The sequence below is a fragment of the Faecalicatena contorta genome, from assembly GCF_001404335.1.
GTDB lineage: Bacteria > Bacillota > Clostridia > Lachnospirales > Lachnospiraceae > Faecalicatena > Faecalicatena contortus_B.
In genome coordinates this window covers 37,880-55,647 of the sequence record NZ_CYZU01000018.1, presented here as the reverse complement: position 1 = coordinate 55,647, position 17,768 = coordinate 37,880, and the positions used below count along the sequence as shown (strand labels likewise).

Sequence of the window (17,768 nt, the reverse complement as noted above, 5' to 3'; positions counted from 1 at the left end):
CGGTGTCCAATATTTCAATGCTCTTTTTGATTAGGGGCGCTTACCGCCGCCGGCAGCCCTCAGCCAGGCCATATTCCCATCTCCTCCGGCGTCCGCGTACCCTCCACTATTCAGCAAGCAGCCTTTTGATTACAGCTTTTACGTCTTCACCTGCATTCCGGACGCCCAGGACAATTGCGACCTCTTCTTCTGAAAGATATATGGTGTTACCAGTCAGGAGTTCTATTCCTGGTTGAAACGGTCCTTTATCTTCATGGATTATGCCGTCTGCCCTGTAGGGATGTTTAATCAGATCGTCCAGTGTGATGTTATAAATCTGTGCGATTTTAAGGAGCAGATCTAAATCCGGCGTTCTTTTGCCGGTTTCATAATTTGAATATGCCTGCCGGGAGATGTTCAGCATTTTACCAAGTTCTTTTTGAGTCAATTTGCGGGCCGTTCTGTAACGCTTCAAGTTTTTAACCAGTTGTATATTGGCCAATGCGACACCTCCATTCACAGGGAAATTGAAATCTTCATAAATTATAGCAATTTTTCCTGCAAATAGATATTGTTGCCACGAAACGTATATTTGATGTGAAAAGCAACTTTTCGTTGCCACCTGTTTTATCTGCTTAATGTGCTGTTGTGGTATCTGGAGGAGAAGGTGACATCCTCGCCGAACCAGGATGGCGCCTGAAAGGAGACGGCGGTTTCCTTATCCGGAAATTCAACTTCAGCCAGAATCAGCGGCGCCAGATCGCCGTGAAAAAGATCCAGCTCAATGGTAAGTCCGTTGTCCAGCGGCAGCATATAGCGTGTCTTTTGGATCAGCCGTCCGTCTATTTTGGCCTTCAGGTGCTGATAGGCCTCTGAGGTCAGGGGGAGGTTGTATTCCTCGCGTACCATCAGCCCTTTTGATTTATAGGTGAGTACATATTCTTCGTTGTCTCTCCGGATGCGCACCACGGGTTCTGTGCAGAGATAGCCCTGCTCGATCTGCCGGCTTGGATATTCTTCCAGGCGGCAGGGAATGTTGTCTTTATCGATCAAATATTTGCGTTCGATTTCCATAAAGTGCTCCTTATCATTTTTTTATTATCATAATACTGCGCGTATAAATTGTAAACCATTGCATTTCCTGACTTCATTTGATACACTGAAATTGTGCTGAAAATGCAGACAGTAAAGCGTAATTTGAAGGAGGAATCAGTGATGAAGGATGTGAAAGTATTTCTGGCGGACGGCTTTGAAGAAATCGAGGGACTCACCGTTGTGGATCTGCTCCGGAGGGCGGGGGCTGCCGTCGAAACAGTATCCGTAACCGGACGCTCTGTGATCAGCGGCGCCCACGGAATCAAGGTGGAAGCGGATACGCTGTTTGAGGAGGCAGACTTCGCCGGGACAGATATGCTGGTACTGCCGGGAGGCATGCCGGGGACAGTGCATCTCCAGGAACATCCGGGGCTGAATGGGCTTTTAAAGGACTTTTACGGCAGAGAAAAATATATTGCGGCAATCTGTGCGGCGCCGAGTATTTTGGGAGGACTTGGATTTCTGAAAGGACGCAGGGCATGTTCCTACCCCTCAAAAGAGAAGGAACTGACCGGCGCGGAAGTGGTACGGACGCCTGTGGCAGTGGATGGAAACATCATAACAAGCCGTGGAATGGGTACTGCAATTTCATTTTCTCTGGAATTGATTTCCATACTGTACGGGGCTGAAAAGTCAGACGAAGTCAGAGCGTCAATCATATTTGGATAAAAAGTGTCCGAAAGGCTTAAAAAACCCCTAAAAATAAGGAATAACGAGTAAAAAGTACTGGAAATTTACTGACGAATGTGCTATACTCCTTTAATGACTGTGAATGTATATTATCAGGTACGGAACCGTGACTGTGCACGTCCGAAGGGTGTGAACCGAAAGGCGGAACCGCCTGACTGATACAAAACTGCATGACGAATGGTACGAATCAAGGAGGAAGATAAAAAATGAGTTTACAGGTAGAAAAGTTAGAACATAATATGGCGAAACTTACAATCGAAGTTCCGGCCGAGGAAGTGGAGCAGGCTCTCCAGGCATCATACTTAAAACAGCGCAATCAGATCAGCATGCCTGGTTTCCGCAAAGGAAAAGTGCCGAGACAGATGGTTGAGAAGATGTACGGACCGGAAGTGTTCTATGATGATGCGGCAAACAAGCTGGTTCAGGAAGCCTACGCAAAAGCTTTTGATGAGTGCGAGCTGGAGCTTGTGACACCACCGGAGATCGATGTTGTACAGCTGGAAAAGGGAAAGCCATTTATCTTTACTGCAGAAGTAGCAGTAAAGCCGGAAGTGACCCTTGGCAAATATAAAGGATTAAAGGTAGATAAGATATCTACCAGGGTTACCGCAAAAGAGATCGATGAAGAGATCGACAAAGAGCGCGAGCGCAATGCGAGAACAGTTGATGTGACAGACCGCGCAGTGGAAGATAACGACCAGATCACTCTGGATTTTGAAGGATTTGTTGACGGAGTGGCATTCCCAGGTGGAAAGGCACAGGATTATCCGCTGGTAATCGGATCCGGATCTTTTATCCCGGGATTCGAGGAACAGTTGATCGGCGCTGAGATCGGCAAAGAGATGGAAGTCAATGTGACATTCCCGGAGGAATATCAGTCAGCAGAACTTGCCGGAAAAGATGCTGTATTTAAATGTACAGTACATGCAATCAAGGCAAAGGAACTTCCGGAACTGGACGATGAGTTTGCTTCTGAAGTATCCGAGTGTGAGACGCTGGAGGACTATAAGGCAGAAGTAAAGAAAAAGATCAAAGAGCGCAAAGAGCGCGAAGGAAAAGAAAAGAAAGAGAATCAAGTCATTGATATGGCTGCAGAGAATGCGCAGGTAGACATTCCGGAAGCGATGATCCAGTTGAAGATGAGAGAGATCCTGGGAGAATTAGAACAGCGCATACAGCAGCAGGGCCTGAGCATGGAGCAGTACCTTCAGTTTACAGGTGTGTCAAAAGAGGGGATGCTTGCGGAATTAAGGCCGGAGGCAGAGAAACGCATTAAGACGAAACTGGTTATGGAAGCAATCGTAGAAGCTGAGAATCTTGAAACATCCGAGGAACGTCTGCAGGAAGAACTGCAGAAGATGGCGGATGCTTATGAGATGGAAGTTGAGAAACTCAGAGGATTCATGGGAGAGAACGAAAAGAAGCAGATGGAGGATGGCCTTGCCGTACAGGAAGCCATTAAACTGCTGGTAGCTTCTGCTGTGGAAGAGTAAATCAATGGGCTTTATGGCTGAGCAGAGATAACCCGGTGACTTGCCCGGTACAATCCGGGCAGTCCGTATTCAATAATTATTAGGAGGGACATCAATGAGTTTAGTACCTTATGTCATTGAGCAGACGAGCCGTGGAGAACGTTCCTACGACATATACTCAAGATTATTAAAAGAAAGAATCATTTTCCTTGGAGAAGAGGTAAATGATGTGTCGGCAAGCGTAATTGTTGCAGAGCTTCTCTTTTTGGAAGCGGAGGACCCGGATAAGGATATCCAGCTGTACATCAACAGCCCTGGCGGTTCTGTAACCTCAGGAATGGCAATCTACGACACCATGCAGTACATCAAGTGCGACGTTTCTACCGTGTGTATCGGTATGGCGGCAAGCATGGGGGCGTTTTTGCTGTCAGGCGGCAAGAAGGGCAAACGCTTTGCGCTTCCTAACGCCGAGATTATGATTCATCAGCCGTCAGGCGGAGCACAGGGACAGGCGACAGAGATTCAGATCGTAGCAGAGCATATTCTGAAGACACGTCAGAAGTTGAACCAGATACTGGCCGAGAACACCGGACAGAGCCTGGACGTGATCAAGGTCGATACGGAGAGGGACAATTATATGTCGGCTCTGGAGGCTAAGGAGTATGGATTAATAGATGAGGTAATTGCCAGTCATTAAGGGCAATATGAGGTGAAAAGCATTATGGCAGGAAAAGTAAGCGATGATACAGTTAGATGTTCTTTCTGTAATAAGACGCAGGCGCAGGTGCGTAAGCTGATCGCAGGTCCGAACGGGGCATATATCTGTGATGAGTGCATTGACGTGTGTGCCGAGATTATTGAGGAAGAATTCGAATACGATGAGATAAGAGCGTTTGATGATATTAATCTTCTGACGCCGGAGGAGATAAAGGCATTTCTGGACGAGTACGTAATCGGACAGGATGAAGCAAAGAAAGTCCTTTCAGTAGCTGTATATAATCATTACAAGCGGATTATGGCAGAGCAGGATTTAGGAGTGGAGCTGCAAAAGAGTAATATACTGATGCTTGGGCCGACTGGCTGCGGGAAAACGCTGCTTGCCCAGACTCTTGCGAAGATTCTGAATGTACCATTTGCTATTGCGGATGCCACGGCATTGACTGAGGCCGGTTATGTGGGAGAGGATGTTGAGAATATCCTTCTGAAGGTGATTCAGGCTGCAGACGGAGACATTGCCCGCGCAGAGCACGGCATCATCTATATCGATGAGATCGATAAAATTACAAGAAAATCTGAAAATCCGTCCATCACACGCGACGTATCCGGTGAGGGAGTACAGCAGGCACTCTTGAAAATAATTGAGGGTACTGTTGCATCGGTTCCCCCTCAGGGTGGGAGAAAACATCCCCATCAGGAATTGATTCAGATAGACACGACTAACATCCTGTTTATCTGCGGCGGAGCTTTTGAGGGGATCGATAAGATGATCGAGACCCGTATCGATAAGAAGTCGATTGGATTCAATGCGGAGATTGCATCCAAGCATGAATACAATGTGGATGTGCTGCTGCATCAGGTATTGCCGCAGGATCTGGTAAAGTTTGGCCTTATACCGGAGCTTGTCGGACGTCTGCCTGTGACGGTGACTTTGGATATGCTGGATGAAGAGGCCCTGATCCGGATACTGACAGAGCCGAAGAGTGCAATTGTGAAGCAGTATCAGAAGCTGCTGGAATTAGACGGCGTTAGGCTTGACTTTGATGAGGATGCTCTCTACGCAATCGCAGAGACATCTTTTGCAAGAAAGACGGGAGCCAGAGGCCTTAGGGCGATCATGGAAGATATTATGATGGACACCATGTTTAAGGTGCCGTCTGATGATACGATCAAAGGATGCCGTATCACAAAAGAAGTGGTGAAAGGGACGGGAAAACCATTGTATGAATGCGATGGAGAAGAACGCAGATCGTTCCTGGCATCGGAGAGTGCATAAGAAAGACAGGCGGGTGCAGTGGTATACCATGTATCCGCCTTTTCACATGCACATAAGAAGCCGATAAGGCAGTATTGTGGGTGGAGGAGATAATATGAAAAGTGAAAAACAGAGCCTTCCGATGGTTGCGCTGCGTGGTATGACTATCATGCCGGAGATGGTGGTGCATTTTGATGTAAGCCGCCAGCGTTCAATAGCGGCGATCCAGGAGGCTATGGTAGAAGATCAGAAGATTTTCATGATAACACAGAAAGATCTGGAAACTGAAAATCCAAAGCAGGAGGATCTTTATGAAGTAGGAACCGTAGGAACGATCAAACAAATTATTAAGCTGCCGAAGCATATCATGCGGGTACTCGTTTCCGGGGAGACGAGAGGCGTCCTGCAGAAGATCGAATACGAGGATCCCTATCTGCGCGCGGAAGTGGATGTTATGGACGAATCCGATGTGCTGATTAGGGATGATTTGAATGCACAGGCCATGGAGCGCGGCCTTAAAGATATGTTTGTGGACTTTGCTGCAAAGAGCGGGAAGATGTCCAAAGAATCAGTGGCACAGGTTCTGGAGATCAAGGGGCTGAAAAAGCTGGTCGATGAGATCGCGGCCAATACTCCGCTGTTCTATACAGATCTTCAGGAGATTCTGAATGAAACCGATTTTTGGAAGCGTTACGAGGCGCTGGCCTTTAAACTGGTGAATGAAATACAGATCATGAACCTTAAAGAAGAGATCCAGATGAAAGTAAAGGAGCGGGTGGATAAACACCAAAGGGAATATATTCTCCGGGAACAGTTAAAACTAATCCGGGAGGAACTGGGGGACGATACAACCCTCACGGATGCAGAGGAGTTTGAAAAAGCGGCGAAGGGACTGAAGGCTCCCAAGGAAGTGAAAGAGAAGCTGGCGAAGGAAATCAGCCGTTTTAAAAGTTCCCTGAACAGTCCTGCAGAAAGCGGCGTTATCAGGACCTACATCGAGACGCTGCTGGAAATGCCGTGGAATAAGTCGGTAAAAGACAGCGGAGATATCGTATTCGCCCGGAAAGTGCTGGATGAGGATCATTATGGTCTGGAGCAGGTGAAGGAGAGAGTGCTGGAATTTCTTGCAGTGCGCTCCCTGACTAAAAAGGGAGAAAGCCCGATTCTGTGTCTGGTGGGCCCCCCGGGAACCGGTAAGACCTCGATTGCAAAGTCCCTTGCAAGAGCGCTGAAAAAGCCTTATGTCAGAATTTCCCTGGGCGGTGTGCGGGATGAGGCCGAGATCCGCGGTCATAGAAAGACATATGTGGGAGCCATGCCCGGCAGAATCGCGAATGGGATGAAGACTGCGGGCGTGAAAAATCCGGTTATGCTGCTTGACGAGATCGACAAGGTAAGCACCGATTATAAGGGGGATACATTTTCCGCTCTCTTGGAAGTACTGGACAGCGAGCAGAACAGCAAGTTCAGGGACCATTATCTGGAGGTGCCGATGGATCTGTCAGAAGTGCTGTTTGTTACGACGGCAAATACGCTGCAGACCATACCAAGGCCGCTTCTGGACCGTATGGAAGTGATTGAAGTGAGCAGCTACACGGAGAATGAGAAGCTCCACATTGCCATAGAGCATCTGATTCCAAAACAGCTGGAGAAACACGGATTAAAAGAGGAGCAGCTGACTTTCAGTAAGCATGCGATCTGGAAGATGGCACGCAACTATACGAAGGAAGCCGGTGTCAGACAGCTGGAGAGGGAGATCGGGAATATCTGCAGAAAGGCTGCCAAGGAAATACTGACAGTAAACAAGAATAAGATCACGATAACAGAGAAGAATATTCATAAATATCTCGGAAAAGAAAAATATACGTATCAGATGGCAAATGCTTCGGACGAGATCGGTATTGTACGCGGCCTGGCCTGGACAAGTGTGGGCGGAGACACGCTTCAGATTGAAGTGAACGTCATGCCCGGAAATGGCGAGATTATGCTGACAGGGCAACTGGGTGATGTGATGAAGGAATCGGCGCGAACAGGAATCAGCTATATTCGTTCCATCAGCAGGCGGTATCAGATTGCAGAGGATTTCTTCGAAAAGCACGATATCCATGTACACATTCCGGAGGGGGCGGTTCCCAAAGACGGCCCTTCCGCAGGAATTACTATGGCAACGGCTATGCTTTCTGCCATTACGGAACAGAAAGTCCGCGCAGATCTGGCCATGACCGGGGAAGTGACACTGCGCGGCCGGGTGCTCCCGATAGGGGGACTGAAGGAGAAACTGCTTGCGGCGAAAAACGCCGGGATCAAGACGGTGCTGATTCCAAAAGAAAATAAAATAGATGTGGATGGTCTTTCCACCGAGATCACGAAGGGCCTGGAAATCCTGCCCGTTGAAAGTATGGATGAGGTACTGAAGGCGGCCCTGACCGGGGAGACGAGCGGGGATAAGCCGCAGACAGGAGAATAAAAATGGTAATCAAAAGCATTAATTTGGAGACAGTCTGCGGGATCACAAGCGTGCTTCCGGACAATGACAAGCCGGAGATCGCGTTCGCAGGGAAATCTAATGTAGGGAAATCTTCGCTGATCAATGCGCTGATGAACCGGAAATCCTATGCGAGAATATCCGCTACACCGGGTAAAACACAGACGATTAATTTTTATAATATCAACGAAGAGATGTATCTTGTAGACCTGCCGGGCTATGGTTACGCAAAAGTCTCAGAAAAGGAAAAGGTACAGTGGGGAAAGCTGATCGAGCGTTATCTGAATGGATCCACCCAGCTGAAGGCTATTTTTCTGCTGATCGATATCCGGCATGAGCCTTCTGCTAACGATAAGATGATGTACAGCTGGATCGTGGAACAGGGATTCCAGCCGATCATCATTGCCACAAAGCTGGATAAACTAAAGAGAAGCCAGATTCAGAAGCATGTGAAAATGGTGAGAGAGGGCCTTGACCTGGTTCCAGGGACGAAGATTATACCGTTCTCCTCAACCACAAAACAGGGCAGAGATGAGATTTGGGAGCTTATAGAAAGCGAGTATTTAGACAGAGCAGAGGTGGAGTAGATATGGAGAACAGACGGCCGTACTGGCAGGTCGCTGTAAGCCTTGTTTTTAGTCTTGCGGCGACAGCGGCTTTTGTGTTTATTGGAATAAAATCAATCGGATTTTTTATGCCGTTTGTCATTGGCTGGATCATATCGGCGATTGCCACGCCCGTAGTGAACTGGCTGGAGAAAAGACTGAAGATTGTGAAAAAACTGGGTTCGGCCCTGATTGTAATCGTAGTGCTGGCATTGATCGTACTGCTTATTTACTTTGCCGTCAGTAAAGTATCTGCGGAGATCGGGGATCTGATTAAAAATTTTCCGGATCTTTACGCCCAGCTGGAGGAAGGCCTCCGCGAGATTGGGAGCACACTGTCGGGAGTATTCTCGAAGCTTCCTGCGGGGATACAAAACGGCTGGAATGCTGTTGTTGCAAATCTGGATCAGTCGATGGGCGAGCTGGTGACTAAGATCAGCCAGCCGACGGTAACTGCAGCGGGCAACTTTGCAAAGAGTCTGCCGTCCTATCTGATAGCCTTTATTGTGGCGATGATGTCGGCCTATTTTTTCACGGTTCAGAGAGAAGAAGTGATCCTATGGCTGAAAAAAGTTTCCCCTCCATCGGTGGAAAAGCGGATGAGCCTTGTCATGGACAATCTGAAATATGCGGTGGGCGGATATTTCAAGGCGCAGTTCAAGATCATGGGAATCGTATTTCTTATCCTGTTTGCAGGACTGGGGATGTTCGGTGTACATTACGCCATTCTGATTGCGTTTCTAATCGCATTCCTGGACTTCCTGCCCTTTTTTGGTACGGGCACAGCCATGATACCGTGGGCCTTGTATAAGCTCCTAACGGGGGATTACAAGATGACGGTGGCGCTGCTTGTGATCTATGTGATCACCCAGCTGGTGCGTCAGCTTCTGCAGCCGAAACTGGTAGGAGACAGCATGGGACTGAATCCGCTTGTGACGCTGCTGCTGCTCTATATTGGATACAAGGTGAGCAGCGTGCTCGGGCTGATCCTGGCGGTTCCGGTCGGAATGGTACTGATAAACATGTGCCAGGCTGGGGCTTTTGATTATATATTCGATGATGTAAAGATACTCGTGGAGGGGGTTCTGGGGCTGCGGGAGTAGGGGTCCGGGGTTCGGGGTCCGCCTGCCAGCGGTTTTGGTATCAGGCACAGGGGAAGTGTGTGCTGGTTTTACTGGCTGTCCATTCGCTAAGCGCAGCTAGAGAGAAAACGGCCGGATTTTATGGAACATGAAGGATTCACTGCGCTGTCTGATGACAGCGCAGCTCAGCCTTCAATGACATTTGATTTTGTGAATCAAATGTCATCCATAAAATCCGGCCGTTTTCTCTCAAGCTGCGCTAAGCTTATTCTATGCCTGTAAAACCAGCACACACTTCCCCTGTGCCTGATACCAAAACCGCTGGCAGGCTGGGCGCATCCGGTGAGGCGGTGCGACGGATCAGGAGGTGGTTTAAACGGATGGGGGTTAAAATTGTTTTTATGTTCTCGTATTTGAAGAATTAGGTGCTTTGGGTGGAAATTTTTATTAGTGGGGTTATGGATATGGCTCCGGAGATGTCTATGTTTCTTACTTCCGGAGGGTAGGTCAGGCTGAAGGATAGGCGGGCTTCTTCGGCTGCTGCTGCGTTGGTGGTGAAGCTTCCGGCGGCGGAGGTGTTGCGGGAGCCGCTGCCTGCGGGGGCAAGGAAGGAATAAAGCAGCTGCAGGGTTCCGTTGATTCTGGGAACGATCTGCATGTAATTGTCTGGCTCTGTGGTGGCCAGGAGCAGATAGTTTATTAGGTATAGATAGCCGGGGGGCAGAATGATTTCGGTGTTTCCGTTTAGGTGTATCTGAGTGCCCTCCTGGAAAATGGGGATCAGAGGCAGGTTTGAACCTGACGGCGGACTGGACTGTACGCCGTACTGGGCATAAAAATTGATACTTTCCCCGGGCGGTTCGGGCGGACATGGTGGAATTGGCGGTGGACAACAATTTGGTCTCATATTGATACACTCCTTCTCTTTCTTATATAATCAGTATATTGATAAGACAGGAGAGTGTGACGGGAAGCAGATGGTTTTACAAGCCGTTTCGGCGTTTTCCGCTCTTTTTTACGTGGTGCAGGCTGTACATGCAGAGCATCAGCCAGATGGGCAGAATGATGCCTTTCAGGACGCTGGAGATGCTGATACTCCACCAGATTCCATTGAGTTTCAGCACGCTGGCCGAGAGGACGGCTGCCAGTGGAATCCGAAGTGTGTTGAATATGATTCCGATCAGAGATGGCGGCAGTGTTCTGCCCAGTCCCTGGAATGCTCCGGCGGATGCGGCCTCTGTGCACATAAAAAGCTGTGAGACAGCCAGAATGCGCAGGTAGTCTGTGCCCATTGGGAGGATGTCTGCTTCCGGGATGAAGACGCAGAACAGGATTTCCGGGAAAAGAAGGAGCGCAAGCGTCGTAAAAAGACCCCAGGTGCACATGATTTTGAGTGCGCTGAAGTAGCCTTTTCTGACACGGTCGTTTTTGCCGGCGCCATAATTCTGCGCGGTAAATGCATTGACTGCACTGCCAAATCCCTCCGCGGTCATCCAGGAGATGGATTCGATCTGGCTGCCGACTTTCTGGACTGCAACGGCTGCATCGCCCCAGCCTGCGATCATTCTCGCAATCAGCATGGAGATGCCGGTGAAAATCAAATTCTGGACGGAAGCGGGAAGACCCACAAGCAGAATTTCCTTCATGCGGTTTACGGCAGGCCGCTGCAGAATACGGACTTTTGAAAAGATCAGAGCATCCCTCCGTATACGCAGGAGATAGATTGAGAACACCATTATCTGTGCAAAAACAGTAGCTGCAGCGGCCCCCTTAACGCCGAGACGGGGCAGCGGCCCAGGCCCGAATATCAGAACCGGGTCTAGGACCAGATTGATCACAAGCCCGATCGTTGTGGACCAGAATGTGATCATACTGTTTCCCATGGCCGTCAGAAGCCCTGTGAGAATCTGATTGATAAAGTTAAATACAATTCCTCCACAGGTGACCGCCAGGTACCAGCGGGCATCCAGAATCACTTCCGGGCTGTTGAGGCGGAAAAAGCCAATCAGTGGTCTATTAAATATCACGGATATCACACCGTAGAGAAGTCCGAAGAGCAGTCCCATCTGCAGGGAAGCAGTGGCATACTGTACCGCCTTTTCCTCTTTTCCGGCGCCCAGAGACTGGGCCGTAAGCACCTGTCCCCCCATCCTTGCAAGCATGGTAAATCCGGCGGAAAGCCAGATATACATGCCGGCCGCCCCAACGGCTGCCACGGCATTACTGCCAATCCGTCCGATCCAGAGCATATCGGTCAGATTATAGGCCATCTGAATCAGCGAAGTCCCCATAATGGGAAGGGCCAGTCTGGCCAGCGACCCGGCTATGGGGCCATTTAACAAGTCAATTCCTTTTTTCATTCTATGAATTCCCCTAACTAAGCAGTTAATTATATTTAAAATAAATACAGCAGTACCGTTTGTACTTCTGAAGAGTTATAAACAGCGATAATATTATAACATGGAATGATACGATATGACAGGGGAAAACCAGGAAGCAAATTCCCCTTCCCATGAACCATAATAAGAATTGACTTCCCGGTGATTCCAGGCCTATAATAGTTGTATTACAATTACATATAAAGAAAATGGAGGCGTTACTATGACAAAGGTATTAATTCAGCCAGGCCCATGCGGACTTGACACACAGGTAGAAGCAACTTCAGAGGACGGGATGGAAGTACAGGTAAAGATTACATCTGGCTGCGAATCCATCAATAAAATGACAGAAGAATTAGGTGATACATGGGACGCCTACGAAGTCTGTCTTGGAAAACCAGGGACCGGCCCGCTCTACGATTATGCAGCAGAAAAACTTCCGGGCCATGCATCTTGTCCTGCCATAGCAGGAATCATCAAATGCATCGAAGTAGAATGTAAACTGGCACTCCCAAAAGACGCATCAATCACATTTGTTTAGGGAGTGAGGTTTTTAACGAACGGATGGGGGGGGGACGCTGTCTGGAATCGCGGCAGTCCTCTTTGGGATGCGGCTTTGCGGCGTAACAGCCGCTAATCAAAATGAAAGCCAGCATGATGGACACCGCCGACAAACACGGGTATGCCGATGCATACCCGCTTGAGTCGGCTTAATCGCAGGACTGGAAGTCCTGCGATTAGTCCATATGCTGGCTTTCATTTTGATGTAGCGGCTGTAACACCGCAAAGAAGCATCCCAAAGAGGACTGCCGCGATTCCAGACAGCTGGTGCATCCGGACGGTCGGAAAATCATCCCTCCTCGGGAGAAAATCAGAACGGGAGCAGCGGATGTTGCCTGAATGCTCGGTAAGAAACATACAATAAAGTGATAATAACCTATAGATTATATATCCGTAGACCCATTCCCAGCCGCCTTTCCCGTCTGCGGCCCATTTACCGCAATCCCTCAATCCCGATTCAGCACTCCTTTGATATATTTACCTGTGTAGGATTGCGGATTCTCAGCGATTTCTTCCGGTGTTCCGGTTGCGACTACGGTTCCGCCTTTGTCGCCCCCTTCCGGTCCTATATCGATGATATAATCGGCAGTTTTGATGACATCCAGGTTGTGTTCGATTACGATGACGGTGTTGCCGTCACCGGAGAGCCGCCTTAGGATTTCTGTCAGTTTATGGACATCGGCAAAGTGGAGGCCGGTTGTTGGTTCGTCCAGGATGTAGACTGTCTTTCCTGTGCTGCGTCTGCTCAGTTCGGACGCCAGTTTAATCCGCTGGGCTTCGCCGCCCGATAATTCCGTTGAAGGCTGTCCCAGGCGGATGTAGGAAAGGCCCACATCGTTGAGGGTCTCCATCTTTCTACGGATGCTTGGAACATGCTCGAAGAACTGCAGGGCTTCCTCTACGGTCATATTGAGGACGTCATAGATGGTCTTTCCTTTATATTTAACTTCCAGAGTCTCACGGTTGTAGCGCTTGCCGCCGCAAACTTCGCAGGGAACGTATACGTCCGGAAGGAAATGCATCTCGATCTTCAGGATCCCATCGCCGCTGCAGGCCTCACAGCGTCCGCCCTTGACGTTGAAGCTGAAACGCCCCTTTTTGTAGCCGCGCGCCTTGGCATCGGGGGTTGAAGCAAACAGATCGCGGATCAGATCGAAGACTCCGGTATAAGTTGCAGGATTGGAACGGGGAGTACGTCCGATCGGGGACTGATCGATGTCGATTACTTTATCGACCTGATCCAATCCTTCGATGCGCTTGTGTTTCCCCGGGATTGTCCTTGCACGGTTGAGTTCCTTTGCCAATTTTTTATAAAGGATTTCGTTCACAAGAGAACTCTTACCCGAACCGGAAACACCGGTCACACATGTCATAATTCCAAGTGGAATGTCTACATCAATATTTTTCAGGTTATTCTGCTGTGCACCGATAATTCTGAGGTATCCGGCAGGCTGTTCTCTTTTTTCGGGAATCGGTATTTTGATCTTGCCGCTCAGATAGGCTCCGGTGATGGAGTTCTTGTTTTTCATGATTTCCTGTGCGGTTCCGACGGCGATCACTTCTCCGCCGTGTTCGCCTGCGCCTGGGCCGATGTCCACGATGCAGTCGGCAGCCAGCATGGTGTCTTCATCGTGCTCTACGACAATTAGAGTGTTGCCCAGATCCCTGAGGTGCTTCAGTGTGCCGAGAAGCTTATCGTTGTCCCGCTGATGCAGCCCGATGCTTGGCTCATCCAGAATGTAGGCGACGCCTACCAGGCCGGAGCCGATCTGGGTAGCCAGGCGGATCCTCTGGGCCTCTCCGCCGGATAAAGTGGCGGTTGCCCTTGCCAGTGTCAGATAATCCAGCCCCACATCCATCAGAAACTGGATCCGGGCCTTGATTTCCTTCAGTATCTGCCCGCCGATCAGCAGCTGTGTCTCGGTGAGCTGCAGCTCCTGAAGGAACTTCTGCAGTTTATTGATGGACAGAGCGGTAACGGCGGCGATATTCTGACCGCCTACAGTAACGGCCAGAGCCCCCCTTTTCAGCCGCTGCCCTCCGCACTCGGAGCAGGGGGTAATATTCATAAAGGTTTCATACTCTGCCTTCATAGAGTCGGATCCCGTTTCGCGGTAACGGCGCTCCACATTTTTCAGAAGTCCTTCAAAGGCCACATCGTAGACGCCTTCTCCGCGCTGCCCTTTATAATATACCTTTACAGATTTTCCGTTTGTTCCGTGGATTAGGATGTCATGCACTTTCTTTGGATACTTTTCAAAGGGAGTATCCAGATCAAACTTATATTCTTTGCAGAGCGCATCCAGAATCGCTCTGGTAAAACTGGATTTGTCCGTACAGGACTGCCAGCCGATGACTGTGATGGCCCCCTCGCTGATACTGAGCGATGGATTGGGGATGATCAGGTCCTCAGAAAATTCCATCTTATATCCCAGGCCGAAGCACACCGGACATGCGCCGAAGGGATTGTTGAATGAGAAGCTTCTCGGCTCAATCTCTTCAATGCTGATTCCGCAGTCCGGGCAGGCAAAGCTCTGGCTGAAATTCATTGCTTCTCCGCCGATGATATCGACAGTCAGCAGGCCTTCTGCAAGGCTCAGTACGCTTTCCACAGAATCTGTCAGGCGCTTCTCAATACCGGATTTTACGACAAGGCGGTCCACGATTATCTCAATGTTATGTTTAATATTCTTATCCAAGGTAATCTCCTCGGATAATTCATAGAGGTTTCCGTCGATGCGTACACGCACGTAGCCGCTCCTTTTTGCACGTTCCAGGAGCTTGGCATGGGTTCCCTTTCGGCCCCTGACCACCGGGGCCATAAGCTGTATTTTTGTTCCCTCGGGCAGGTTCATGACCTGATCCACCATCTGGTCCACGGTCTGCTTCATAATCTCTTTGCCGCATTTGGGACAGTGGGGGATACCGATGCGCGCGTAGAGAAGTCGGAAATAGTCGTAGATCTCCGTTACGGTTCCGACTGTAGAACGGGGATTGTGATTGGTTGATTTCTGGTCGATGGAAATTGCAGGAGAGAGTCCTTCAATACTCTCCACATTCGGTTTTTCCATCTGGCCGAGAAATTGCCTTGCATAGGAGGACAGTGATTCCATATATCTGCGCTGGCCTTCCGCGTAAATTGTATCAAATGCAAGAGAGGACTTCCCGGAGCCGCTGAGACCGGTCAGTACGACCAGCTCATTTCTGGGAATGTCCAAATCTATATTTTTCAGGTTGTTTTCATTTGCGCCGCGTATCTTAATGTACTTTCTGGCGTCCATTTTTTTGCCCATGTGTAATCCTTCCTGTTCCTTCTAATGTATTTATAATGATCTGTCAGTCGTCCATATCGTTCAGGACTTTTTTGAGTTCCACCAGCTTGTCTCTCAGTTCAGCAGCGGATTCGAAGTTCAGTTCAGCAGCAGCCTTTTTCATCTGCTTTGACAGGTCTGCAATTAATTTTTCCAGTTCTTTTCGGCTCATGGATTCCGGATCTTTTTCCATCCGCATCTCCTCTGCGGCAACTTTCTTGGAAATACTGATCAGATCACGTACTGATTTACGGATCGTCTGCGGTGTGATTCCATGCTCCTCATTGTACTTCATCTGTATCTCGCGGCGGCGCTGTGTCTCATCCATAGCTGTCCGCATGGAATCTGTTATGGTATCCGCGTACATAATGACATGCCCCTCTGCATTACGTGCTGCACGGCCGATCGTCTGGATCAGTGAGGTGCCGGAACGCAGGAACCCTTCTTTATCCGCATCCAGGATCGCCACCAGTGTGATCTCGGGAATATCCAGCCCTTCCCTCAGAAGGTTGATGCCCACGAGTACATCAAATACATCCAGACGCATATCACGGATGATCTCAGTTCGCTCCAGGGTATCGATATCGGAGTGCAGATATTTGACACGGATGCCCACCTCGCGCATATAGTCGGTCAGGTCTTCGGCCATTCTTTTTGTCAGCGTGGTTACCAGAACCTTATTCTTTTTTGCAATCTCCTTATTCACTTCGCCGATCAGATCGTCGATCTGTCCCTCCACCGGACGGACTGTAACCTCGGGATCCAACAGCCCTGTGGGGCGGATAACCTGCTCTGTCCGAAGCAGTTCGTGTTCTTGCTCATAAACACTCGGTGTGGCAGATACAAATAAAACCTGATTGATCTTGCTCTCAAATTCCTCAAAATTGAGCGGACGGTTGTCCTTTGCCGACGGCAGCCGGAATCCGAAGTCCACGAGGGTAGACTTGCGCGACTGGTCACCGGAGTACATGCCGCCGATCTGAGGAATGGTCTTGTGGGACTCATCTATCATGATGATAAAATCATCGGGAAAGTAGTCGATCAGCGTGTAGGGCGGCTGCCCCGGTGCAAGCCCGGACAGATGGCGGGAGTAGTTCTCGATGCCGGAACAGAATCCGGTCTCCTTGAGCATCTCGATATCAAAATTTGTGCGCTCTGCAATCCGCTGTGCTTCCAGCAGCTTATCCTGGCGCTTGAATTCCTTAACGCGCTCCTCCAGCTCTGCCTCAATAGCGGTTACAGCGCGGGCGATATTCTCTTTGTCCACAACATAATGAGACGCGGGAAAGATTGCGATGTGCTTCAGCTCATCCTTGATCTCTCCGGTCAGGACGTCAATCTCGGTAATCCGCTCCACCTCATCCCCGAACCATTCGATGCGGATCGCGGTATCCTCGGAGTAAGCAGGGATCACCTCCAGAACGTCACCCCGCACCCGGAAGGTGCCGCGGTGGAAATCCATTTCATTTCTGTCATACTGAATCTCAATGAGCTTTGCCATGACTTCATCCCTGTCCCGCGTCATGCCCGGGCGCAGTGAAATCACCATGTTCTGGTAGTCCATCGGGCTTCCCAGTCCATAGATACAGGATACGCTGGCTACGATGATCACATCCCGACGTTCCGCCAGGGCCATGGTGGCGGACAGGCGGAGCTTGTCGATCTCGTCATTGATCGCCGAATCCTTGGCAATATATGTGTCCGATGAGGGAACATAGGCTTCCGGCTGATAATAATCGTAGTAACTTACAAAATATTCGACCGCATTTTTAGGAAAAAATTCCTTGAATTCCCCGTAAAGCTGAGCGGCCAGAGTCTTGTTGTGTGCGATGATCAGAGTGGGCCTGTTCAGCGCCTGAATCACGTTAGCCATGGTAAATGTCTTACCGGAACCGGTAACGCCGAGCAGAGTTTCAAATTGATTGCCCTCTTTAAACCCACGCACCAGCTCGGCAATGGCCTGCGGCTGGTCACCCGTGGGCTGGTATTCCGATACAAGTTCAAAATGATCCATAAACCCGATACCTCCATATATAAACAATTCCCTATAATTGGGAATTTCATACTTTCATAGTGTCAGATATGATTATAGCAGAGGTTCTGGAAAATGTACAGTAAAAACCGAATGTTTGTTCTGT

14 protein-coding genes are annotated in these 17,768 nt (G+C 49.3%); 8 read left to right on the top strand and 6 right to left on the bottom strand.

Annotated features, from left to right (window positions below; genetic code table 11):
• Window positions 1–106 precede the first annotated feature (106 nt).
• Both ARB69_RS10865 and ARB69_RS10860 read right to left on the bottom strand, forming a co-directional pair.
• Entirely contained in the window at window positions 107–601 is a 495-nt protein-coding gene (locus ARB69_RS10865) for a helix-turn-helix transcriptional regulator (RefSeq protein WP_242857579.1), read from the bottom strand.
• A 5-nt stretch (window positions 602–606) separates the two neighbouring features.
• Complete coding sequence (locus ARB69_RS10860; RefSeq protein ID WP_055153081.1) at window positions 607–1,053, bottom strand: CYTH domain-containing protein; 447 nt, start codon at window positions 1,051–1,053, stop codon at window positions 607–609.
• Between the two features lie 141 nt (window positions 1,054–1,194).
• Here ARB69_RS10860 and ARB69_RS10855 point away from each other — a divergent pair, with 141 nt between their 5' ends.
• From ARB69_RS10855 to ytvI, 7 genes are all read left to right on the top strand, one after another.
• Window positions 1,195–1,743, top strand: coding sequence for a DJ-1 family glyoxalase III (locus tag ARB69_RS10855; RefSeq protein WP_050640955.1), 549 nt, complete (start codon window positions 1,195–1,197; stop codon window positions 1,741–1,743).
• A 227-nt stretch (window positions 1,744–1,970) separates the two neighbouring features.
• Complete coding sequence (gene tig / locus ARB69_RS10850; RefSeq protein WP_055153079.1) at window positions 1,971–3,257, top strand: trigger factor; 1,287 nt, start codon at window positions 1,971–1,973, stop codon at window positions 3,255–3,257.
• A gap of 94 nt (window positions 3,258–3,351) precedes the next feature.
• On the top strand, window positions 3,352–3,933 hold the full coding sequence (gene clpP, locus ARB69_RS10845; RefSeq protein WP_025655644.1) for an ATP-dependent Clp endopeptidase proteolytic subunit ClpP: 582 nt from the start codon (window positions 3,352–3,354) through the stop codon (window positions 3,931–3,933).
• Between the two features lie 24 nt (window positions 3,934–3,957).
• Complete coding sequence (clpX, locus tag ARB69_RS10840) at window positions 3,958–5,229, top strand: ATP-dependent Clp protease ATP-binding subunit ClpX (RefSeq protein ID WP_050640953.1); 1,272 nt, start codon at window positions 3,958–3,960, stop codon at window positions 5,227–5,229.
• Between the two features lie 94 nt (window positions 5,230–5,323).
• Window positions 5,324–7,675, top strand: coding sequence for an endopeptidase La (gene lon, locus ARB69_RS10835; RefSeq protein ID WP_050640952.1), 2,352 nt, complete (start codon window positions 5,324–5,326; stop codon window positions 7,673–7,675).
• Window positions 7,676–7,677: 2 nt separating this feature from the next.
• Entirely contained in the window at window positions 7,678–8,280 is a 603-nt protein-coding gene (gene yihA, locus ARB69_RS10830) for a ribosome biogenesis GTP-binding protein YihA/YsxC (RefSeq protein ID WP_050640951.1), read from the top strand.
• Window positions 8,281–8,282: 2 nt separating this feature from the next.
• Window positions 8,283–9,401 carry a sporulation integral membrane protein YtvI gene (ytvI, locus tag ARB69_RS10825; protein WP_050640950.1) on the top strand — a complete coding sequence of 373 codons (1,119 nt, stop codon included), beginning with the start codon at window positions 8,283–8,285 and terminating at the stop codon, window positions 9,399–9,401.
• Window positions 9,402–9,801: 400 nt separating this feature from the next.
• Here ytvI and ARB69_RS10820 read toward each other — a convergent pair whose 3' ends face one another.
• Window positions 9,802–10,287, bottom strand: coding sequence for a hypothetical protein (locus ARB69_RS10820; protein WP_050640949.1), 486 nt, complete (start codon window positions 10,285–10,287; stop codon window positions 9,802–9,804).
• Window positions 10,288–10,363: 76 nt separating this feature from the next.
• Window positions 10,364–11,740 carry an MATE family efflux transporter gene (locus ARB69_RS10815; RefSeq protein ID WP_055153077.1) on the bottom strand — a complete coding sequence of 459 codons (1,377 nt, stop codon included), beginning with the start codon at window positions 11,738–11,740 and terminating at the stop codon, window positions 10,364–10,366.
• 241 nt (window positions 11,741–11,981) lie between these two features.
• Between ARB69_RS10815 and ARB69_RS10810 the strand changes: the two genes are divergently transcribed.
• The gene (locus ARB69_RS10810) at window positions 11,982–12,299 is read left to right on the top strand and encodes a DUF6951 family protein (protein WP_025655649.1); all 318 of its coding nucleotides are present in this window, start codon (window positions 11,982–11,984) and stop codon (window positions 12,297–12,299) included.
• A 466-nt stretch (window positions 12,300–12,765) separates the two neighbouring features.
• Here ARB69_RS10810 and uvrA read toward each other — a convergent pair whose 3' ends face one another.
• Both uvrA and uvrB read right to left on the bottom strand, forming a co-directional pair.
• Window positions 12,766–15,612, bottom strand: coding sequence for an excinuclease ABC subunit UvrA (gene uvrA / locus ARB69_RS10800; protein ID WP_050640946.1), 2,847 nt, complete (start codon window positions 15,610–15,612; stop codon window positions 12,766–12,768).
• A 43-nt stretch (window positions 15,613–15,655) separates the two neighbouring features.
• A complete protein-coding gene (uvrB, locus tag ARB69_RS10795) occupies window positions 15,656–17,644 on the bottom strand; it encodes an excinuclease ABC subunit UvrB (RefSeq protein WP_050640945.1) in 1,989 nt (662 codons plus the stop codon).
• Window positions 17,645–17,768: the final 124 nt, after the last annotated feature.